This is a genomic window from Haloechinothrix halophila YIM 93223, assembly GCF_000504245.1.
Lineage (GTDB): Bacteria > Actinomycetota > Actinomycetes > Mycobacteriales > Pseudonocardiaceae > Haloechinothrix_A > Haloechinothrix_A halophila.
Genome location: NZ_KI632509.1, coordinates 4,687,322 through 4,706,785, shown reverse-complemented (window position 1 = coordinate 4,706,785; position 19,464 = coordinate 4,687,322). Strand labels below are relative to the sequence as shown.

Genomic DNA, 19,464 nt, shown 5'->3' with positions numbered 1-19,464 from the left:
CTGACGTCAGGACCACGACCACGATCGCTATGACGGCTAGTAGCCATCGACGGGAAATGCGGATTTTGTTCACTGGTTCGTGCACCCCCGATCGTGTGTCGCGTGTCTCTACTATCCATCCTGTCGGGGGTGCTGTCGTCAAGATTCACTCAAATCGATCAGTGACTGAACCGAGGCGTTCCGTAACCTGACTTAGATGACGATCGGACCAGGTCACGCGGCGATAACGACGGTTGCGATTGGACTGATCGGCGCGGTACTCGGCGGGTGTAGCGCCCCGGTGTCGGGCACCCAAGACGTGGCCGCGTCAAGCCCAGCGCCGCGGTCAACGACGAGCGCCACGACGACCAGCAGCCCACCGCCCACCGCGTCGGTCACCACGTCGGCCGCCCCTGACCCGGCGGACGTCGGCGCCAACGAACTCGGCCTCGTTCCGGTGCTGATGTACCACCAGCTCACGCCGAACCCGGTCAGCGAGTACGACCAGACGCCGAGGGAATTCCGCGCCGAACTGAGACGGCTGTACCGTGAGGACTACCGGCCGGTGACGGCGGCACAGCTCGTCTCTGGCGATATCGACCTGCCCGCCGGCACGCACCCGGTGGTGCTGACCTTCGACGACTCCACCGCGAGTCAGATCCGCATCGGCAAGGACGGCGAGCCGAAGCCGGGCACCATGGTCGGCATCCTGACGGAGTTCGGTGAGAAACACTCCGATTTCAATCCGACCGGAACGTTTTACGTTAACGCCGACCCGTTCGCTGGGGACGAGCGCGCGCTGGCGTGGCTGCACGACAATGGCTACGAGATCGGCGCGCACACCAGCACGCACGCCAACCTCGGCTCACTGGACAGCGCCGGCGTGCAGCGCGAACTGGTCAGCAACATCAACGGCATCAAAGACGCGGCACCGGGCGTGACGGTGCGCACCATGGCGCTGCCGCTCGGCATCTTCCCTGGTGATCGACGCCTCGTGCGTCGCGGCAGTTGGAACGGCCAGTCCTATCGCTTCGACGGCGTCATGCTGGTCGGGGCCGAACCCGCGCCGTCGCCGTTCGCCGGGCTCGACGGCGGTGGCGTTCCGCGCATCCGGTCAGGCAAGGGCAGGGTCAAGTTCGACTCCGCGTACTGGCTGGACTGGCTGGCCGAGCACCCGAAGCAGCGCTACACCTCCGACGGGCAGCCGGACGTCGTGTCGTTCCCGAAGCGGCTCTCCGACGACGTCGTCGACGTGCGTGGCGCGGAGGAAAACCCGTACTGACCTCCTCAGCGGGACGCCGCTGCTACCCCTGCCGCAATGACGGCTTACCCAGCAGCGTGCCCACCACCTGCGCGATGCCGGAGGCGTCCAGCGAGCACGCCCGTAGCAGTTGGTCGCGTGAGGCGCGGGGCAGAAAGCGCGGCGGTAGCGCGTGCGTGACGACCCTGGTGCCCGACCCGGCCGCCGCCAGCGCTTGCGCGAGCCGTGCGCCGAGCCCGCCGGTCGCCGTGGCCTCTTCGACCACGACGACCATCCGGTGCGGGGCGAGCAACTTGATCAACGCCGAGTCAGCCGGGACCGACCATCGTGGATCAAGCACGGTGGCGCTGACCTCCCGCAATGCCAGTGACTCGGCCGCGGCGAGGCACGGCTGCGCGAGCGCGCCTGGCGCGAGCAGCACGACGTCCGGGTCGGCCGCCTCGCGCAGCACGTCGCACGGGCCGACGCGCCTCGCCGCGGGGACGTCCAGTGGCGCTGGGCCGGGCGGATGCCGCAGCACGGTCGGGCCGGTGTCGCGTTCGATCGCCTGGCGCAGCATCTCCCGGAGCCGGACGGTGTCGCGTGGCGCACCGAGCCACAGCCCGGGAATCGCGGCGAGCACGGCTGGATCCCACACGCCGTGGTCGCCCTGCCCGTTCACCCCGGCATGGTCGAGCCCGACGGTGACTGGCAGCCGGTGGCGTGCGACGTCGGCGAGCAGCCGATCGAACGCTCGGGGCAGCGCGTCCGCGCGTAACCGGACTACCGGACGTGCGCCGCCGAGCGCGAGGCCCGCTGCCGAGGTGATGGCGTGCGGTTCGGCGTTACCGACGTCGAATACTCGGTCGGGGAACCGGGTCGCGAACTCACCGACACCGGTGCCTGCCGTCACGCACACGACGTCGTCGCGGTCGGCACCGATCGCCGCCAGTTCCGTCTCGAATACCGACGTCCACGTCCTACGCGCGCGGGAGCGCCGCCGCTTCGTCGTTTCTGGTGGCACGGCAACGGATTCGGTCTGCTGTTTGGTGACGCAGTGCACCAGTACCGGGCGGCCCACGGTAGCCGCCCGCCGCAACGCGCGTTCCAAAGCGTTCATGTTGTGACCGTCGACCGGTCCGATATAGACGAATCCGAGATCGGTGAACACGTTCGTCCGCAACGGTTTTCCTCGCCGTTGCACGGGAATCTGGCTCGCGGCCAGCCCTGCTGCCGCTCGCTTCAGTTCGGTGAGGTGCCTGGCGATCCCGCCCTGCACCGAGGCATACGGCTTGCCGCCATCGTTGAGTACCACCACGACCGGCCGGGTGGGTGCCGCGCCGATGTTGTTCAGTGCTTCCCAGCTCAGCCCGCTGGTCAGCGCGTCGTCGCCGATCACCGCGACCACGCGCCGCTTCCGTGTCGTGCCGCGCACCGCGAACGCCTTCGCCATTCCGTCCGCATAGGACAGTGGTGTCGCTGCGTGCGCGTGGTCGCTGAACTGGGGCGGAGCGTGAGCGGGCTCCTCTGCTCGGCTGGTCAGGATTCCCCGCGCCGCGGCCGTGTGGTGAGTGTCGAACAGCAAGACGTCTTTGGGGGCGGTGAAGATCCGGTGCACTGCGAGTGTCAGCTCGACGGTGCCCCCACTAAGGGCCTCGGTGCGGGTGTCGAGGTGCTCCTTGGCCTCGCTGGCCAGGCGCGCCACCTCGGTCTCGGAGAGCCCGCGCAGGTCGGATGGTTCATTGACCCGCGACAGCAGGGTGTCGCCCGAGCTGGTCACAGTCCACCGCCAATCAGGAAAGGGTGATCGCAGGTTGGCCGGTTTATCACTGAGGACGGCGGAATGGTGACCGTGTCCTCATGGTTTCGCCATTTGAACTGGGCCGTTGCGAATAGGAAGTTACCAGCGGGAGAACGCGACGGTACATTCCCTGAAAGAGCGACCGACCAAATTCTTTGGGGCGATCATCGGCACAGGTTATGCCGTGGACTGAGGTGATCTTGCCGCGGCGGTCGGCGTTCGAGAAACGCGCGGCGAACGATACGTGATAATGCGATGGTAGGTTCGACTAACAATTCCGCGCATTTGGCCTAGTGTTGCATTACGCATGGTGATGCGAACGCCGATCGATGAGAGGTTGTCACAACTTCCGGTATCACTGGCCTCCAGGTGGCCTAATACGACAGCGGTAGATCGTGATCTTGGGCGTGGTGGCGTGACATGAGGGCGGCCACCGCGTGATCATGCCGGGTTTGTGTGGAACCAAGTTGATCTTGCGGTGGCCGCGGCTGCCAGTGTAGACCCTGGCGTGTTCGGGGCGCGATTTCAGGATCTGTTGGCACGCATCTGTGGCCGGTTCGGCCGTGTAGAGCCGCGTCGCCACGCCGAGGACCTGGTGCGCGGGCTGGTCTCGGAGGTGCCGACGAAGAACTGTTGGACCATCGCTGAGCATGTTGGACACGCCACGCCGGAAGGGCTGCAGCACCTGCTGCGCCGGGCGGTGTGGGACCACGACGGCGTGCGGGACGACCTGCGTGACTATGTGGTCGAGCACCTCGGTGCCGAACGGGCCGTGTTGGTGGTCGATGAGACGGGCGATCTCAAGAAGGGAAATCGCACTGTCGGGGTGCAGCGCCAGTACACCGGCACCGCTGGTCGGATCGAGAACTCGCAGGTCGCGGTGTATCTGACCCTATGCCACCAGTCGGGGGCATGCGCTGATCGACCGGGCGTTGTACCTCCCGAAATCCTGGGTCGCCGACACCGAGCGGCGTGCTGCTGCGGGGGTGCCGGGCGAGGTGGAGTTCGCGACCAAGCCCACGCTGGCGCGCGAGATGATCCTCGCCGCGCTCGACGGCGGCGCCACCGCGTCCTGGGTGGCTGGCGACGAGGTCTATGGTGCCGACCCGCGCCTGCGCAACGCACTGGAGGATCGCGGTGTCGGCTACGTTCTGGCCGTTGCCCGCAGCCACCCCGTGATGACCGCGGCGAGAAAGCTCCGCGCAGACGCCATCGCCGCCCGCCTGCCCAGATGCGCCTGGCAGCGTCTCTCCGCCGGAGCGGGTTCCAGGGGCCAGCGGTTCTACGACTGGGCTTGGATCACCATCGACACCGCCAAGCCGGGGCAGCGATGGCTACTCATCCGCCGCAACAGCAGCACCGGCGAGCTGGCGTTCTACCGCTGTTACGCCCCGAGCCCGGTGCCGCTATCGGAGCTGGTGCGTGTGGCCGGACGGCGTTGGACCGTGGAGGAGTCGTTCCAGGCCAGCAAAGGCCTGACCGGGCTGGATCAGCACCAGGTTCGCCGCTGGGTCTCCTGGCACCGCTGGACCGTGCTGGCGATGCTTGCCCACGCCTACCTCGCCGTGCTCGCTGCCACCGAACGCGAACGCCACCCGACACCCGACGGGTTGATCCCGTTGACCTGCAACGAGATACACCACCTCTTCAACGTCCTCATCGCCCGCCCGATCAGCGACTTCAGCCACCGACTGCGCTGGTCACTCTGGCGACGGCAACACCAGTACCGCGCCAAAACCAGCCACTACCAGCGACGCGCACGAACCGAACCATGAACATCTCGATCTACCGCTGTCGTACTAACGTGCTGGCACGTCCTCGATGGGGCCACGGCACGACCCGAACCGGGCAGCCAGCGCCGCCCGCGGCCGTCCGAGATAGGCACAACCTGTCTCACCCATCGTGGCGCAGGACGACATACCCACTCTGGTGGGTGATGCCTGGCGTGCGCCGAGAGTGTGGTCAAGAGTGCGTCCAACGGGCGCGGTTGTGTGTCGGTGAGCCCTGGCGTTTCCCCGTCGCTGGTGCGACCGTGACTGTGATGTGTATCTGAGGCGGACACACTGTTCAGGAGGCCAGCATGTTCGTGCCGTTCAGCGCACGGGATTTTCTCGACCGGGCGGAAAGCGTCTATGGCGAACGAACCGGAATCGTGGATGAACCCGACCAGCCGGCAGAACCGCTCCCCGGCCTGACCTACAAACGGGTCGCTGAACTCGCCAGGGCACAGGCGGCCGGTCTGGACGCGCTCGGCGTCGAGCAGGGCGAGCGCGTCGCGATCGTGTCGCACAACAGCGCGCGGCTGCTGACGTCGTTTTTCGGGGTCTGCGGCTACGGCAGGGTGCTCGTCCCGATCAACTTCCGGCTCAGCGCCGAGGAAATCCGCTACATCGTCGAGCATTCCGGCGCCAGTGTGCTGCTGGTCGATCCCGAACTCGAAGACATCGTGCCGGACATTCCGATCAAACACCGCTTCACGCTCGGCGCGGCCAGTGACGCCGAGCTGTACCGCTTCGACGCGGACCCGAAGCTGTGGCCCGCCGACGAAGGCGCCACGGCCACCATCAACTACACTAGCGGCACCACCGCGCGTCCCAAGGGTGTGCAACTGACGCACCGCAACATCTGGGTCAACGCCACGACGTTCGCGCTGCACGCTGGCGTGACCGATCGCGACGTCTACTTGCACACGCTGCCGATGTTCCACTGCAACGGCTGGGGCATGCCGTTCGCGATGGCCGGGCTCGGCGTGCCGCAGATCGTCATCCGCAAGATCGACGGCGCGGAGATCCTGCGGCGTGTCGAGAAGTACGGCGTCACGGTGTTGTGCGCCGCGCCCGCCGTGGTCAACGCGGCACTGGACGCCGTCAAAGACTGGGAGGGTGAGATTCCCGGCCGCGACCGGGTGCGCGTGATCGTGGCGGGCGCACCGCCACCGACCACGACGATCGAGCGGGTCGAGACCGAACTGGGTTGGGAGTTCATCCAGATCTACGGCCTCACCGAGACGTCGCCGTTGCTGACGATCAACCGCTCCCGCTCCGAATGGGACGACTTCAGCGCGGGTGAGCGCGCCGCCAAGCTGGTGCGGGCGGGGGCGCCAGCCCTCGGCGTGACACTGCGGACGTCGGAGTCCGGCGAAGTGCTCGCCCGGTCCAACGTCGTCCTTGAGGGCTACTGGGAGCAGCCGGAGGAGAGCGCCCGGCAGCTCGAGGGCGGCTGGTTCCATACCGGTGATGGCGGCGTGTTCGATGAGGAGAACTACCTCACGATCATGGACCGCAAGAAGGACGTGATCATCACCGGCGGGGAGAACGTCTCGTCGATCGAGGTGGAGGACTGCTTGCACAGCCATCCGGCCGTGGCTGAGGTCGCTGTGATCGGAGTGCCTGATGAGAAGTGGGGCGAGACGATCAAGGCCCTTGTGGTAACCGTGCCTGGCGCCGAGGTGTCCGAGGCGGAGCTGATCAAGCACTGCAAGGAACGGCTGGCGGGGTACAAGGCGCCGACGTCGGTGGAGTTCCGCACGGAACTGGCCCGCACCGCGACCGGCAAGTTGCAGAAGTTCAAGCTCCGCGCCCCGTTCTGGGAGGGCCGCGAGCGTCAGGTGAGCTGACGCCGGAGGTGGCGTCGCGCCCGCCGACTGTCGACCTCACCCCTCCGACACGGGCCGCCACGCATGGGACGAGATCATCGGCCGTTCAGCCTAGACCTTGTCCGCCTCCACAAGATCACGCGCGATTTCCTAGCCAATCGAACAATACGCGGGTGTTCGGGCTCACATACGGTTTTCGAACTGCACAGCGCACCCGCCGTCTCGGCTACTGAGCCTGGGTGCGCCCCGACAGCGTGTCCAAAGGAGATCGCAATGGTGCCCGTTCACCACTACGGATCGGTGTTCCGATCCGAAGCCGTGCTCGCGCAGGAGCCCGAAGGGGGCGGAGGGACTCTCGCGCGGATCGAAGAGACGATCAACAGCTGGTTCGACCCCATCGCCGAAGGGCTCGGCGGGTTCGTCTTCGCCGAGGTCACGGTCTTCGGGGCCACCTTCCCGTGGATCGTGTCCTGGCTGGTCCTTGCCGGCATCATCTTCACGCTCTACTTCGGCTTCATCCAGTTCCGCAGCTTCAAGCTGGCTACCGAGGTCGTGCGCGGCAAGTACACCAAGGACGACGAGCCGGGGGAGATCACCCACTTCCAGGCGCTGAGCTCGGCGGTGTCCGGCACTGTCGGGCTGGGCAACATCGCCGGTGTCGGCGTCGCGGTCACCATCGGTGGCGCGGGGGCGACGTTCTGGATGGTGCTGTGCGGCCTGCTCGGCATGTGCACCAAGTTCGTCGAGTGCACCCTTGGCGTGCGGTACCGCGAGGTGCACCCGGACGGGACCGTGTCCGGTGGCCCGATGCATTACCTGCGCAAGGGCATCGCCGAGCGGATTCCCGGCTCGGCGGGTCGCGTGATCGGCGGGACGCTCGCCGGGCTCGCCGCCGTCATGATCTTGCTGTTCGGTATCGGCGGCGGCAACATGTTCCAGGCGAACCAGACCGTCGCGCAGCTACGTGACGTCACCGGTGGCGAGGACAGCATCCTCGCCAGCGACGGTGCCGCGCTCATCATGGGTCTCATCCTCGCGGTCGTCGTCGGCGCGGTGATCTTCGGTGGCATCAAGTCGGTCGGCCGCGTGACCAGCAGGCTCGTGCCGTCCATGGCCGCCATCTACGTCGCGGCGTGCGCGATCGTCATCCTGGTCAACATCGACCTCGTTCCTGGCGCCTTCGGCCAGATCTTCAGCGGCGCGTTCACCGGCGAGGGCGTCGTCGGCGGTGCCATCGGCGCGCTGATCGTCGGCTTCACCCGCGCCGCGTTCTCCAACGAAGCGGGCCTCGGCTCCGCGCCGATCGCGCACTCGGCGGTCAAGACCCGCTACCCGGCGACCGAGGGCCTTGTCGCCCTGCTTGAGCCGTTCATCGACACCGTCGTCGTCTGCACCATGACGGCGCTGACCATCGTCATCGCCAACTCGCAGTTCTGGAACGACGCGAAGGCGACCTACGTCGCGGACGGGGAGAAGGCCGACGGCGTCACCGTCACCTCCAGCGCGTTCGAGACCGTGCTGCCTGGCTTCCCGTACGTGCTGACGCTCGCGGTGATCCTGTTCGCCGTCTCCACGATGATCACGTGGGGCTACTACGGCCAGAAGGCGTGGGGCCACCTGTTCGGCGAGAGCACGTTCAGTACCCGCGTGTACCAGCTGGTGTACTGCGCGTTCATCGTCGTCGGCGCGGTGCTGACCTTCAGCAGCGTGCTCGACTTCACCGACGCGGTGCTGTTCCTGCTCTCGGTGGTCAACATCGCGGGCCTGTACCTGCTGGCACCGGTGGTCAAGCAGGAGCTGGCGAAGTTCCGCGCGCGGCTCCGTGAGGGCGACGTGGAGGTCGAGCCGGAGCGGATCGGCTGATATGGCGCGGGCAGATGCCGGCACGGCGGGGATGTGCCCCCAGCGGGTGCTGCTCATCGGTGCGGGATCGCTCAGCGCGGCGGTAGCTGAGCAGGCTCGCCGATGGGGCTCGACCGTCCGGCATCTGCCCTCACCGTCCGACGAGCGACTCCGCGAGGCGCTCGGGCAGGACTGGAACGTCGTCGCCGTCGTCACGCACGACGACATCCTCGCGCTGCGCTACGCCTTGCGCCTCGTGCGGCGCACTCAGCTCGCCGACGCGGTCACGGTGTCCTGAACGGCGCTGCGTTCCAGTAGCTCGATGGCCCGGCGCGCGGCCGGGTGCTGCGCGACGGCGGGCCGGACCGCGACGCTGATGTGCCGCATCGGCGTCGGTGCGACCACCGGGATGGTGACCAGGCCGTCCGGCAGTGTGCCGATGCCGAGCCGTGGCAGGACGGTGATGCCGATTCCGGTGGCCACGAACGAGATCGCGGTGCGGTAGTCGTGGGTCTCCACCGCGAACTCCGGGCTGAAACCCGCCTCGGCACAGGCGTTGAGCAGTACCTCGCGGCACGGCCCTTTCTTGATGTCGTTGTCCACCCATCGGCTGCCAGCCAGCTCCGCGAGCGGCACCTGGGCCTTCTCCGCCAGCGGATCGTCTTTCGGCACGACGGCGAAGTAGGGGTCGGTGATGAGACGTCGCACCTCGCGGCCCGCGGCGTGATCGGGATGGGCGTGCTCGACGAAGATGTCGATGTCGGGCTCCGGTCCGCCGAGGTCGAACTCGGTGATCCGCAGGTCGAGCCGCAGCTCGGGGAACTCGGTGCGCAGCGCGGCGACGACAGGCGGCAGCCAGGTGGTGCCCGCCGAGCCGAAGTAGCCGATGGAGAGGCTGCCCATGCGGCCAGCGCGCAGATCGCTGACGACGCCGTCGATCCGGGTGAGCGTCTCGAACAGTGACTCGGCCTCCGCCGCGAGGGTGTGCCCTGCCGCTGTGGGGCAGATGCCTCTGCCCACGCGCTCGATGAGTCGCAGCCCGGTTTCGCGTTGCAGCGATGCGAGTTGCTGGCTGACAGCGGACGGCGTGTAGCCGAGTTGCGTGGCGGTGGTCCGGATCGAGCCGGTCGCGACGACGGCTCGGAGCAGGCGCAGGCGGGTAATGTCCAGCATGCGACGACTGTACACCTTAGCTTAACAGTAGTGTAGAAATATTCGCTTGTGCTGATGCATTGGCGTGCTGAGGATGGATGGCGTGACCAATCGACTTCAGAAACCTCGCATCCTTCCGGCGTCCGGCACGGTTGACGTCAAGGCGTTGCTCGCGGTCTGCGTGACCGTGCTGCTGTGGGCGTCGTCGTTCGTGGCCATCCGCGATATTGGCCAGACGCTCTCGCCAGGCTCGATGGCGCTGCTGCGCCTCGTCGTCGCCGCGGCGGCGCTGACCGTGATGGTGGCCGTCGTGACCCGGCGTGCGCCGCGTATTCCCCGCTCATGGACGTCGCTGCGATTGATCCTCGCCTACGGCGTGCTCTGGCTCGCCGGCTATACCGTCGTGCTCAACTCCGCCGAGCAACTCGTCGACGCCGGGACGGCGGCGTTGCTGGTCGCGCTCGCGCCGTTGCTGGTGGCCTTCGGTGCTGGCCGGTTCCTCGGCGAGGGCTACCCGCGTCCGCTGCTGATTGGTTCGGTGATCGCGTTCGGGGGAGTGGCGGTCATCGCGCTCGACTCAACAGGCCAAATCGACGGTCTCGGCATCGTGCTGTGCCTGACCGCCGCCGTGCTGTACGCGACCGGTGTGCTGATCCAGAAAGTAACGCTGCGCCGGGTTGATGGGATGACCGTGACCTGGCTGGGCAGTGTTGTCGCGACCATCGCACTGCTGCCATGGACCCCGCAGCTCATCGGTGAGCTGGCCACGGCGCCGTCCGACGCGATCCTCGGCACCGTCTACTTAGGACTGTTCCCGACCGCGATCGGCTTCAGCACCTGGGCGTACGCGCTGAAGCGGATGGACGCGGGCAGGCTCAGCGCGACGACCTACGCGGTGCCAGCGGTGTCGGTGCTGCTGTCTTGGGTGTGGCTCGCCGAGTTGCCGACGGTGTACGGCTTCGCCGGTGGCGCGCTGTGCCTGCTGGGCGTGGCGATCTCGCGTCGCAGGTCGCGCCGGGTGGTGCCGGTGGGGACGCCGAGCGAGACTCCGGAGTCGCGGGGTGAGCGCGCGGTGTCGGAGCCTACGGCGACCCACTGACTTCGCCGGGCGAACGGCCTCGAGAGACGGACAAACAGCGGCGAATCCGGCGCGAATCGCGCGATGTCCCCGGCGAAGCCGCGATGGGTGAACGTGCGAACGGTATTCAACCATCGGGTTGACAACCGTCTCGACGGGTCGTATCGTCGTATTCAACGAGATGGTTGAAGAATCGAGGATGACGTGACGGACGACCAGCTGTCCCAGGTGTTCTCAGCGTTGGCCGATCCAACGCGGCGCGACATCGTGGCTCGGCTCGCGGTGCGGGACGCGACGGTCAACGAGCTGGCCGAGCCATACGACGTCAGCGTGCAGGCGGTGTCCAAGCACATCCGCGTGCTCGAAGACGCCGGGCTGGTGAGCCGGACGCGGGATGCGCAGCGGCGGCCCTGCCACCTCGAAGCGGAGGTCTTCGACCTGATGACGAAGTGGATCGAACGGTATCGGCGTGAGGCGGAGGAGCGGTTCCGCCGTCTGGACGTCGTGCTCGAACAGCTGAAAGACGAAGCCTCGGAGGACGGCACCACGCAGGAGGGACAGGCATCATGACCACCAACACCACTCACCACAACGAGACCGAGATCGTGGCGGATCCCAACGTGCCGACGATCGTGTTGACTCGGGAGTTCGACGCGCCGCCCGAGCTGGTGTTTCGCGCCTATACCGAGCCGGAGCTGGTCAGCCAGTGGCTCGGTCCGCGCAGACTCACGATGCACATCGATGAGTTCGACGCTCGTACCGGTGGCTCCTACCGGTACCGGCACGTCGACGCAGACGGCAGCGAGTACGCGTTCCGGGGTGTTTTCCACGAGGTGCGCCCACACGACCGCATCGTGCAGACGTTCACCTTCGAGGGTATGCCCGAGGGGGTTTCGCTGGAGAAGGCGATCTTCGAAGACCTCGGTGGCCGCACCCGTGTGACGACGACGTCCGTTGTGGACAGGGTCGAGGACCGCGACGCGATGATCGCCAGTGGCATGGAGACCGGCATCCGTGAGTCCTTCGAGCAACTGGATGAACTGCTGGATGAACTGCTGGAGGAGCTGGCATGAGTGCCGCGAGCTGAGTACGGAGGAGGCCCGGTCGACGCCACGGGGATCAGGCTGGTGTCGACCGGGACGACGGTAGGGGAGAGGTTCCATGGGAAAGCTAATCATCGACATCACGATGTCCCTTGACGGTTTCATCGCCGCGCCGAAGGACCGTCCCGACGAGCCCCTTGGTGAGGGTGGCCTGCGGTTGCACAACTGGCTGACGACCGACCGGACCGACGTCGAAAGCACGGTGCTTGAGCAGTCGGCGCCTGGCGCGATCATCAGCGGTCGGCGCACCTACGACAACAGCAAGCCGTGGTGGGGCGTGGGGAAGGGTCCCGCGGGTAGTACGCCGGTTTTCGTCGTGTCCCATGGGGTCGACGAGGAAGGCCTCGGTGACGGTTCGCCGTTTATGTTCGTGGATGGCATCGAGAGCGCGCTCGAGCAGGCCAGGCGGCCGCGGGTGACAAGGACGTCTGCGTGATGGGCGGGGCGGACACCGCGTAGCAGTACCTCGCGGCAGGATTGGTCGACGAGGTGTCGATCCACCTGGTTCCGGTGCTACTCGGCGCCGGTCGCAGGTTGTTCGGCAACCTCGGCAGCGAGCACATCGAACTGCGGCCGATCGATGTGCTCGAATCCAGCACGACCACTCATCTCCGGTACCGCGTCGTACGCTGAGCCCGCGACGGAGGGCACACATGTCGACAAGTGGCCTAGGGCGCGCCGAGTCGCTGGGGGTGTCTCGGTGCCAGTGTCGGCATACTGACGGCGTGAACCTCGTAATTCGGTCCGGGAGGACGGCATGAGCTCCGGTGGCTCACGCGATAAGGACCGCTCCGCCGTGGCTGGCCCTGCGGAGGAGCACCGCAGGATCGCCGCCGCGTTCACCGACGCGTTCGTGGCGCGAGTCCGTCGGCATGGGACAACCCAGCGCCGTGCGAGGGGTGGACCGCCCGCGACGTCGTGCGTCACCTCGTGGAGTGGTTCCCGGCGTTCCTGCGAGCGGGTGCGGGCGTCGAGCTGCCGACCGGTTCTACACGTCGGACGTCTTCATGCACACGTGGGACCTGGCGCGTGCGACTGGACAGGACGAACGACTCGACCCTGACAAGTGCGCACAACTGCTCGAGGGCATGCTGCCGCTGGACGATGTGCTGCGGAAGAGTGGCCAGTTCGGGCCACGGACCGAAGTTCCCGACGACGTCGACGTCCAGACCCGGCTGCTGGCGTTCATCGGACGACACCCGTGAAACATGCGGCGCGGCGCACAGCCCAGTCTGTGCGCCGCGCCCGGTCCCTGTGCTGCATCGCCCTGACATCATGGCGTCATGACGATCGTTGACGTTTGGATGCAGCACCCGACGCTGCGGTTCTTCCAGCACGACATGCTGGAGTCGGTGCTCCGCTGGACCAAGCAGGAGGCGCCCACCGATGAGATCCCGATCGACGCCACCATCGCCGCGATGGACGAGGCTGGTGTCGAGCGTGGCCTGGTGTGTGCGTGGTACGAGGCGAGTGGCGCGCTGATCAGCAACGACGAGGTCGCCGGTTGGGTGGCGGCGCATCCCGACCGGCTGACCGGCGTCGCATCGGTCGACCTCCGCTCCCCGATGAAGGCAGTGCGAGAGCTGCGGCGGGCGGTGCACGACCTCGGGTTTCGTGCGCTGCGGATCGTGCCGTGGTTGTGGGGTCTGCCCCCGAACCACCGGCTGTATTACCCGCTGTTCGCCGAGTGCGTCGACCTGGGCATTCCGTTCATGACGCAGGTTGGCCACACCGGTCCGTTGCGCACATCTGAGACCGGTCGGCCGATCCCGTATCTGGACGACGTCGCGCTGGAATTCCCGGAGCTGGTCATCATTGGCGGGCACGTCGGGTACCCGTGGACGCAGGAGATGATCTCGCTCGCCACGAAGTACCCGAACGTCTACATCGACACCTCGGCGTATGTGGCGCACCGGTACCCGCCGGAGCTGGTCGAGTACATGCGGGGCCACGGCCGCCGGAAGGTACTGTTCGGCAGCAACTACCCGATGGTCACCCCGGCGCAGGCACTGAAGCGGCTGGACGAGCTTGGCCTGGACGACGAGGCGCGAGAGTTGTTCCTGTCTGGCAACGCGCGGCGGCTCTTCCCGGAGTGACGCACAATGGCGGCGTGAACGTCGTTGTCCTGTCCGACACGCATGCGCCGCGCCGGTGGAAGTCGTGCCCGCCTGCGGTCGCTGAACACCTCAAGCACGCGGACGTCATCCTGCATGGCGGTGACGTGTGTACCGCCGATGTGCTCGACGAACTCGCGGAATACGCACGGGTGTACGTGGTCTTCGGCAACAACGACCGGCAGGACGTCGCGGACTGGGGTGCGCCCGATGTCCTGGAGGTAGACCTTGCCGGGCTGCGCGTCGGCATGATCCACGACGCCGGTCGGGCCCAGGGCAGGCTCGCCAGGATGCGGCGCCGGTTCCCGTCCGCCGATCTCGTGGTGTTCGGCCACTCGCACATCCCGATGGATGAATCCGGCGACCGGCTGCGGATCTTCAACCCGGGCTCGCCAACCGACCGCAGGCGCCAGCCGCACGGCACCATCGGCCTGCTGCGGATCGACGACGGCACGCTGGTCGACGCCCGGATCGTGCCGGTGACGTGAGCATGACGCAGTGGCCGACGACCGTCGACGCCCTCGTGGCAGCACAGCACGAACTCGCGGCCGCTGACCCGGAACCGTGGCGGCCACCTGCCGAGCCGCTGATCGGTGGATGCTTCGCGGCATTTCCGAAGGGGTATGCCGGTCCCGGCGCTGTTGGAGACCCGGTCTGGGCTGGTGCGGCGGCGTATCGGCGCCGCCGCGTCTGCCACGCGACGACGTCCAGCGCGGCTGGTTGGAGCTACCGGCCGGGGCTGCTCGCACTGCGCGTCGGTCCCGTACTGGACGCGGTCGTGCGGCTCATGCCGCAGCCGCCCGACGTGCTGCTTGTTGACGCGACTGGGCGTGACCATCCGCGCCGCTGCGGTCTCGCGGTACAACTCGGTGCGATGCTCGACCTGCCGACGGTTGGCGTCACGCATCGCCTGCTGCTCGCCGGAGGGGAGTGGCCGCCTGACGAACGTGGCGCGACCAGCCCGGTGGCGCTCGCGGGAGATGTCGTCGCCTATTGGTTGCGGACACGGCAAGGACGTCGGCCGGTCGCGGTGCACGCCGGGTGGCGCACCGATCCGGACGTCGCGGTGCGGGTGGTGTCGGCGTGCGCCAAACACCGGACGCCAACGCCGCTGCGTGAAGCCAGGAGGCTGGCTCGGGCCGCGCGAGCTGGTGTGCTGTGAACGGTCGCGAAGCTCATCCTGTTGGCCAACCTCGCCTGGTCCTCGTGGCTGCTGAGGTTTTCCGCCGTTGTTCAGCTATGTCTGACGGCACCCGGAACACCGATGGCCGGGAACGTGAAGCGCGTCTGGCTGTATGGGGCCTTGCTGAAGGCCAGCACTTTGGCCGGTGTCACGGCGAAGACGGGTGCCCGGTGGTCGTCGTTGCCGGGATCGCTGAACTGTCCGTCGACAACCTCGAACGGCCAGCCGAGTTTGTCCCGCCACAGCTGAGCCAGCCGGGTCAACGTTGCCTCGTCGCTGACCTGCGCCACGGTGCCCTCGACGACCACGTCCAGGCCAGAGCGGTACGAGTTCGTGCCGGTGGTGAGCACACAACGCGGGTCCGACTCGAGGTTGCGGGCTTTCTGTTCGTGCGCTCCGGTGCAAAAATGCAGCTCGCCGTCCAGCCACATCGCGGGCAGTGGTGCCACGTGCGGACGCCCATCCCGGCGCACGGTGGACAGCCAGAACATCTCCGACTCGCGCAACACCTGCTCGACGTCGCTCCAGGGGACGGCGCTGCTGCTTGGCTCGCTGAACTCCGGGACGCGCTGCCCGCTCGGCTCCGTCACCATGTTGCTCCCTCGCCAATCTGCGGATGCTCCTCACCAGGTCCGACCAGCATGTAAGTGACTCATCGGTCACGCCGGGGCGTTACGACCCTGGCCAGTGGTCGTTGCGAACGACGAGATTACCCGGGCGGGGCGCTCGGGGTATGTGTTTTGGTGGAGAGCAGCAGATGTGCATTGCGGACTGTCGTCATTCATAATCCGGTGGCTGCGTACGGTCGCTATGTCCCACGGCTCTGTGGTGCGGATATGCATGCATCCGAACGTTTGAAAAGAGCCGTTGAGGGAACCTATGGACCTCCGATGACGATGCCACCGGGAATGACACGGACGCAGCTGGCGGACATCTTCAATGATTTCAACGAGTCTTACGGATAAGGGCTATTGTTTGGAGAGGGAGGCGCCATGTCCAGCATCGAAACCCGCGTCCTCGACGTACCGGGCGCGCGGCTGCGGTACGACATTCGCGGTGATCTGTTCGCCCCCGGCGCCGCCGAGCGCGCCGTGTTCCTGATCGGCTCGCCGATGGCCGCAGCCGGGTTCGGTACGTTGGCCGGTTATCTCACCGACCGCCCCGTGGTGACCTACGATCCGCGCCACACCGAGCGCAGCGAGCTCACCGACGACACCGAGGTCACACCGGACGTGCACGCCGACGACCTGCACCGCGTGATCGAGGATCTGGGTCTGCCCGCGGTGAACATCTTCGGCAGCAGCGGCGGTGCGATCAACGCCCTGGCGCTGGTTGCCGCCCACCCCGAGCAGGTGCGGATCCTGGTCGCGCACGAGCCGCCGACGGCATCGGTGCTGCCCGACCGCGAGCAACTCGAGACGGCCTGCCGCGACATTCACGAGACGTACCAGCGTGACGGCATGGGTGCGGCCATGGCCAAGTTCATCGCGCTGACCAGTTACACCGGTGAACTGCCCAAGGACTGGGCCGAGCGGCCCGCACCGGATCCAGCTCAGTTCGGGCTGCCGACCGAGGACGACGGCAATCGGGACGACCCATTGCTGGGTAGCGCCATGCTCACCATCCCGTCTTACGAGCTCGACTTCGACGCCCTGCGGGCGGCATCCACCACGATCCACCTGGCGGCGGGTGTGGAATCCGAAGGCCAGCTGACGGCACGGGCGACGCACGCGATCGCCGACCGCCTCGGCTCTGAGGTGGTCACCTTCCCTAGTCATCACGGCGGATTCCTCCGCGACGAGTACGGCATGCCGGGCCAACCGGCCGCGTTCTCGGAGAAGTTGAAGGAACTGCTGGACGCCCGCTGACGGCAACGTATGTGCCGCAGCTTCGCCGGGGAAATGGCGCGATTTGCGCCGGATTAGTAGCTGTTTGCCGTTTTCCATTGGCTATTTGCCTGGCGAAGCTAGCCGACGGCGGCACCGAACCACCGGGAGAGCTGGCCGTGCAGCCCCTGCTGATCGTCACCGACCCACGCCACGTGGCCGTCCGGTCGCAGCAACACGGCGGGCATGTCCAACTCCTCGCTGATCTGCCGGTAGCGGCTGGACGGACTACGGCGGCCCCCTGCCCGCCGACACCCCACGGTGAGGTCCCCGCATAGTCTCCCCGCTATGACAATTCAGCGGATGGACAACGTCGGCATCGTCGTTGACGACCTTGAGGCAGCCATCGCGTTCTTTGCCGAACTGGGGATGGAACTCGAAGGCCGAATGACGGTCGGAGGCGGGTGGGCGTCACGCGTCGTTGGGATCGACGATCACCAGGCGGATATCGCGATGATGCTGACACCTGATGGCCACAGCAAGCTTGAGCTGATGACCTACCTCAAGCCGGCAGCGATCAGCCCTGATCCAAAGACACCTCCGGCAAACACACTCGGCCTCCATCGCGTCATGTTCGCTGTCGACGACCTTGAGGACACCCTGACTCGCCTCAAGCCTCACGGCGCCGAACTGGTCGGCGAAGTAGAGCGGTTCGAGGACATTTTCCTGCTCTGCTACATCCGTGGCCCGGAAGGGATCATTATTGGCCTGGCCGAGCAACTCAAACCGTAGACATCCGGTACCGGCATTCTGATGTGGTGGATGCGTGGCACCGTCAAGACCGATGAGTTGCCCGTCGGCCGTACCCTGATCCACTTCCGCTTCAGCGCGGCGTGCAGTCGCCGTCGCACGGAGCCAACGCCGAGGAGGATCAACGGACACGTCAAGTGCCAGCCCGAACTCGCGGCTCGGCGAGAGCGCCACCGCGTACATCAGCGGTCCATTGGCCCCCGAGGAGATCGTGCAGCTGGTCTCGCACGCCCACCACTGTTACCAGGCAACGAGGTATCAAGAGCTAGGCACGATCCTGCCCAGGCTCACTACCGCCGCGCGGACATTCGTCGATGAAGCGCCACCGAGCGATCGTCGAAACGCGCTGCGGCTCCTGTGTAGCGTTGAGGTTGTCGGTGCGAAACTGGCGACGAAGATCGGTCACGGTTCCGCGGCCTGGAAATCGGCCACCCGAGCCCGGGAAGCCGCCCAACTGGCCGACGACCGTTATGCGATGGCGGCCGCCACCTACCAGTTGGTCTGCGCCGCACTTAAGACTGGCCGCAGCGAACTCGCGGAACGGCTCTCGGGCGAATCCCTCGCCAAGATCAGTGATCGAAGCCCGCAAAGTCTGACCTGGCGCGGTGCGCTCACCCTCATCGGCGATCATCGCCGCCCGACGGAATGATCGGGCCGCGACCAGGGAACGGCTCACCCACGCCGAACACCTTGCCGACCAACTCGGTTCCGATGGAAACATCGGCTGGACCGCGTTCGGCCCGAGCAACGTGCGGATCCACCGCATGAGCGCGGCCCTCGCGCTCGAACAGCCGCGTGAGGTTCTCGACATCGCCGACCGGCTGGACACCGTTGTCATCCCCGACCAGCTGCGCGGCAGACAAGCCCAGGTGTGTCTCGACAGTGCGTGGGCAAACAGCGCCCTGAACGAGGACGCGCATGCGGTGATCAACCTGCTTGACGCCGAACGGGTCGCACCGGAATTGGTGCGCCACAGCACCGACGCGAACCGGTTGATCAATGACCTGCTCGCCCGGGAACGCCGCGTCGCGATGCCGGCCTGCGCGGTCTTGCGCAACGCGCCGGAGTCGCCCGATGAGCGCCGGTCGTAGCCTCTACGTCATCGCCAGCGCGGCCCCGCCCGTCCTCGGCATCGCAGAAGGCATCGACGCGCTTCAGCAGCGATGGAATGTGTCCCTGATACTCAGTCCCGCTGCCGCATCGTGGATCGACGTGGACAAACTGGCCGCGACCACGGGATGCCTCGTGCGCTCCGAAGCCCGCCTCCCGACCGAGCAGGACCCGCTCCCCAAGGCGGACGCGATCCTCGCAGCACCTCTCACGTTCAACACGCTCAACAAATGGGCAGCGGGGATTGCCGACACCCTCGCCGTCGCCATCCTGTGCGAACTGCTCGGCACGGGCGTGCCCATCACCGCTGTGCCCTGCGTCAAACAGGCTCTTCGAGAGCATCCCGCCTACAGCGACAGCATCACGCGGCTGCGGGAGGCGGGAGTTCGATTCGTCGACGCCGATCCGTTGAGTCATCGCAGGGATGACGGCCTCGTCGGCTTCGACTGGTCTCGCGTGGCGCGCGAGATGTGATTTCCTAGATGCTGACCACGAGCGGTCAGCGGCATAATACAGGACCAGGCGAGCGTCCGGAATGGCATCAAGGAGCACACGCTGGTCATTGCTGACGAAGGCGTCGTCATCTTTGGGTTTTGCCTGCGAATCAAGCAAGATTACGCCCTGTTGTGCC

20 protein-coding genes and 3 pseudogenes are annotated in these 19,464 nt (G+C 66.8%); 19 read left to right on the top strand and 4 right to left on the bottom strand.

Translation table 11 applies throughout. The annotated features are described in order from the left end of the window. Window positions 1–196 precede the first annotated feature (196 nt). Window positions 197–1,261 carry a polysaccharide deacetylase family protein gene (locus AMYHA_RS21455; RefSeq protein ID WP_084037423.1) on the top strand — a complete coding sequence of 355 codons (1,065 nt, stop codon included), beginning with the start codon at window positions 197–199 and terminating at the stop codon, window positions 1,259–1,261. Between the two features lie 22 nt (window positions 1,262–1,283). Here AMYHA_RS21455 and AMYHA_RS21450 read toward each other — a convergent pair whose 3' ends face one another. Beyond that, window positions 1,284–2,999 carry a 1-deoxy-D-xylulose-5-phosphate synthase N-terminal domain-containing protein gene (locus AMYHA_RS21450; RefSeq protein WP_034273965.1) on the bottom strand — a complete coding sequence of 572 codons (1,716 nt, stop codon included), beginning with the start codon at window positions 2,997–2,999 and terminating at the stop codon, window positions 1,284–1,286. A gap of 499 nt (window positions 3,000–3,498) precedes the next feature. Here AMYHA_RS21450 and AMYHA_RS21445 point away from each other — a divergent pair. The 4 genes and pseudogenes from AMYHA_RS21445 to AMYHA_RS21430 all read left to right on the top strand — a co-directional run bounded on the left by AMYHA_RS21445 (window position 3,499) and on the right by AMYHA_RS21430 (window position 8,755). Then, window positions 3,499–4,795 (top strand): annotated as a pseudogene (locus tag AMYHA_RS21445) (IS701 family transposase). A 305-nt stretch (window positions 4,796–5,100) separates the two neighbouring features. Continuing rightward, window positions 5,101–6,636: an AMP-binding protein gene (locus AMYHA_RS21440; RefSeq protein WP_034273963.1), complete on the top strand. Its 1,536-nt coding sequence runs from the start codon at window positions 5,101–5,103 to the stop codon at window positions 6,634–6,636. Between the two features lie 252 nt (window positions 6,637–6,888). Further along, a complete protein-coding gene (locus tag AMYHA_RS21435) occupies window positions 6,889–8,478 on the top strand; it encodes an alanine/glycine:cation symporter family protein (RefSeq protein ID WP_084037422.1) in 1,590 nt (529 codons plus the stop codon). Between the two features lies 1 nt (window position 8,479). Beyond that, window positions 8,480–8,755, top strand: coding sequence for a hypothetical protein (locus AMYHA_RS21430; protein WP_034273960.1), 276 nt, complete (start codon window positions 8,480–8,482; stop codon window positions 8,753–8,755). On the opposite strand, the gene AMYHA_RS21425 is transcribed toward AMYHA_RS21430, so the two are convergent. Further along, complete coding sequence (locus AMYHA_RS21425; RefSeq protein WP_034273958.1) at window positions 8,725–9,630, bottom strand: LysR family transcriptional regulator; 906 nt, start codon at window positions 9,628–9,630, stop codon at window positions 8,725–8,727. The genes AMYHA_RS21430 and AMYHA_RS21425 overlap by 31 nt on opposite strands. A gap of 73 nt (window positions 9,631–9,703) precedes the next feature. Between AMYHA_RS21425 and AMYHA_RS21420 the strand changes: the two genes are divergently transcribed. From AMYHA_RS21420 to AMYHA_RS21385, 9 genes and pseudogenes are all read left to right on the top strand, one after another. Further along, window positions 9,704–10,708, top strand: a complete 1,005-nt coding sequence (locus AMYHA_RS21420; protein WP_051400159.1) for a DMT family transporter — start codon at window positions 9,704–9,706, stop codon at window positions 10,706–10,708. A gap of 183 nt (window positions 10,709–10,891) precedes the next feature. Next, the gene (locus AMYHA_RS21415) at window positions 10,892–11,257 is read left to right on the top strand and encodes an ArsR/SmtB family transcription factor (RefSeq protein WP_034273956.1); all 366 of its coding nucleotides are present in this window, start codon (window positions 10,892–10,894) and stop codon (window positions 11,255–11,257) included. Beyond that, window positions 11,254–11,760: an SRPBCC family protein gene (locus tag AMYHA_RS21410; protein ID WP_051400158.1), complete on the top strand. Its 507-nt coding sequence runs from the start codon at window positions 11,254–11,256 to the stop codon at window positions 11,758–11,760. The genes AMYHA_RS21415 and AMYHA_RS21410 overlap by 4 nt, the downstream gene beginning before the upstream one ends. An 88-nt stretch (window positions 11,761–11,848) precedes the next feature. Continuing rightward, window positions 11,849–12,226, top strand: coding sequence for a dihydrofolate reductase family protein (locus AMYHA_RS21405; protein ID WP_051400157.1), 378 nt, complete (start codon window positions 11,849–11,851; stop codon window positions 12,224–12,226). A gap of 35 nt (window positions 12,227–12,261) precedes the next feature. Continuing rightward, window positions 12,262–12,423 (top strand): annotated as a pseudogene (locus AMYHA_RS27655) (dihydrofolate reductase family protein); the annotation flags it as partial. 374 nt (window positions 12,424–12,797) lie between these two features. Then, window positions 12,798–12,995: a DinB family protein gene (locus tag AMYHA_RS28035; protein ID WP_231104856.1), complete on the top strand. Its 198-nt coding sequence runs from the start codon at window positions 12,798–12,800 to the stop codon at window positions 12,993–12,995. Between the two features lie 78 nt (window positions 12,996–13,073). Then, on the top strand, window positions 13,074–13,886 hold the full coding sequence (locus tag AMYHA_RS21395) for an amidohydrolase family protein (RefSeq protein ID WP_034273953.1): 813 nt from the start codon (window positions 13,074–13,076) through the stop codon (window positions 13,884–13,886). A gap of 14 nt (window positions 13,887–13,900) precedes the next feature. Next, a complete protein-coding gene (locus AMYHA_RS21390) occupies window positions 13,901–14,392 on the top strand; it encodes a metallophosphoesterase family protein (protein WP_034278275.1) in 492 nt (163 codons plus the stop codon). A gap of 2 nt (window positions 14,393–14,394) precedes the next feature. Next, window positions 14,395–15,066, top strand: coding sequence for an endonuclease V (locus tag AMYHA_RS21385; protein WP_034273950.1), 672 nt, complete (start codon window positions 14,395–14,397; stop codon window positions 15,064–15,066). Between the two features lie 71 nt (window positions 15,067–15,137). On the opposite strand, the gene AMYHA_RS21380 is transcribed toward AMYHA_RS21385, so the two are convergent. Next, entirely contained in the window at window positions 15,138–15,680 is a 543-nt protein-coding gene (locus AMYHA_RS21380) for a pyridoxamine 5'-phosphate oxidase family protein (protein ID WP_034273947.1), read from the bottom strand. Between the two features lie 399 nt (window positions 15,681–16,079). Here AMYHA_RS21380 and AMYHA_RS21375 point away from each other — a divergent pair, with 399 nt between their 5' ends. Beyond that, on the top strand, window positions 16,080–16,955 hold the full coding sequence (locus tag AMYHA_RS21375; RefSeq protein WP_034273944.1) for an alpha/beta fold hydrolase: 876 nt from the start codon (window positions 16,080–16,082) through the stop codon (window positions 16,953–16,955). A gap of 98 nt (window positions 16,956–17,053) precedes the next feature. Here the strand turns inward: AMYHA_RS21375 and AMYHA_RS28310 are convergent. Then, a pseudogene (locus AMYHA_RS28310) lies at window positions 17,054–17,179 on the bottom strand (aromatic-ring hydroxylase C-terminal domain-containing protein); the annotation flags it as partial. Between the two features lie 97 nt (window positions 17,180–17,276). On the opposite strand from AMYHA_RS28310, the gene AMYHA_RS21370 reads away from it, so the two are divergent. The 4 genes from AMYHA_RS21370 (at window position 17,277) to AMYHA_RS21360 (ending at window position 19,307) form a co-directional block, all read left to right on the top strand. Continuing rightward, a complete protein-coding gene (locus AMYHA_RS21370) occupies window positions 17,277–17,705 on the top strand; it encodes a VOC family protein (protein WP_456236143.1) in 429 nt (142 codons plus the stop codon). Between the two features lie 229 nt (window positions 17,706–17,934). Next, window positions 17,935–18,372 (top strand): hypothetical protein, encoded by a 438-nt coding sequence (locus AMYHA_RS26010; protein WP_051400156.1) that lies wholly within the window; start codon window positions 17,935–17,937, stop codon window positions 18,370–18,372. Then, a complete protein-coding gene (locus AMYHA_RS26005; RefSeq protein WP_051400155.1) occupies window positions 18,329–18,814 on the top strand; it encodes a hypothetical protein in 486 nt (161 codons plus the stop codon). Before AMYHA_RS26010 ends, AMYHA_RS26005 begins: the two co-directional genes overlap by 44 nt. Further along, window positions 18,798–19,307 carry a flavoprotein gene (locus tag AMYHA_RS21360; RefSeq protein WP_034273938.1) on the top strand — a complete coding sequence of 170 codons (510 nt, stop codon included), beginning with the start codon at window positions 18,798–18,800 and terminating at the stop codon, window positions 19,305–19,307. The genes AMYHA_RS26005 and AMYHA_RS21360 overlap by 17 nt, the downstream gene beginning before the upstream one ends. Window positions 19,308–19,464 lie beyond the last annotated feature (157 nt).

What these genes read in the sequence shown, in the direction of transcription:
- AMYHA_RS21405 (WP_051400157.1), top strand. Translation starts at nt 11,849, where the DNA reads ATGGGAAAGCTAATCATCGACATCACGATGTCCCTTGACGGTTTCATC.
- AMYHA_RS21430 (WP_034273960.1), top strand. Translation starts at nt 8,480, where the DNA reads ATGGCGCGGGCAGATGCCGGCACGGCGGGGATGTGCCCCCAGCGGGTG.
- AMYHA_RS21425 (WP_034273958.1), bottom strand. Translation starts at nt 9,630, where the DNA reads ATGCTGGACATTACCCGCCTGCGCCTGCTCCGAGCCGTCGTCGCGACC.
- AMYHA_RS21370 (WP_456236143.1), top strand. Translation starts at nt 17,277, where the DNA reads ATGGACAACGTCGGCATCGTCGTTGACGACCTTGAGGCAGCCATCGCG.
- AMYHA_RS21380 (WP_034273947.1), bottom strand. Translation starts at nt 15,680, where the DNA reads ATGGTGACGGAGCCGAGCGGGCAGCGCGTCCCGGAGTTCAGCGAGCCA.
- AMYHA_RS21360 (WP_034273938.1), top strand. Translation starts at nt 18,798, where the DNA reads ATGAGCGCCGGTCGTAGCCTCTACGTCATCGCCAGCGCGGCCCCGCCC.
- AMYHA_RS21440 (WP_034273963.1), top strand. Translation starts at nt 5,101, where the DNA reads ATGTTCGTGCCGTTCAGCGCACGGGATTTTCTCGACCGGGCGGAAAGC.
- AMYHA_RS21375 (WP_034273944.1), top strand. Translation starts at nt 16,080, where the DNA reads ATGTCCAGCATCGAAACCCGCGTCCTCGACGTACCGGGCGCGCGGCTG.
- AMYHA_RS21455 (WP_084037423.1), top strand. Translation starts at nt 197, where the DNA reads ATGACGATCGGACCAGGTCACGCGGCGATAACGACGGTTGCGATTGGA.
- AMYHA_RS21385 (WP_034273950.1), top strand. Translation starts at nt 14,395, where the DNA reads ATGACGCAGTGGCCGACGACCGTCGACGCCCTCGTGGCAGCACAGCAC.
- AMYHA_RS21410 (WP_051400158.1), top strand. Translation starts at nt 11,254, where the DNA reads ATGACCACCAACACCACTCACCACAACGAGACCGAGATCGTGGCGGAT.
- AMYHA_RS28035 (WP_231104856.1), top strand. Translation starts at nt 12,798, where the DNA reads ATGCACACGTGGGACCTGGCGCGTGCGACTGGACAGGACGAACGACTC.
- AMYHA_RS21395 (WP_034273953.1), top strand. Translation starts at nt 13,074, where the DNA reads ATGACGATCGTTGACGTTTGGATGCAGCACCCGACGCTGCGGTTCTTC.
- AMYHA_RS21435 (WP_084037422.1), top strand. Translation starts at nt 6,889, where the DNA reads ATGGTGCCCGTTCACCACTACGGATCGGTGTTCCGATCCGAAGCCGTG.
- AMYHA_RS21420 (WP_051400159.1), top strand. Translation starts at nt 9,704, where the DNA reads ATGGATGGCGTGACCAATCGACTTCAGAAACCTCGCATCCTTCCGGCG.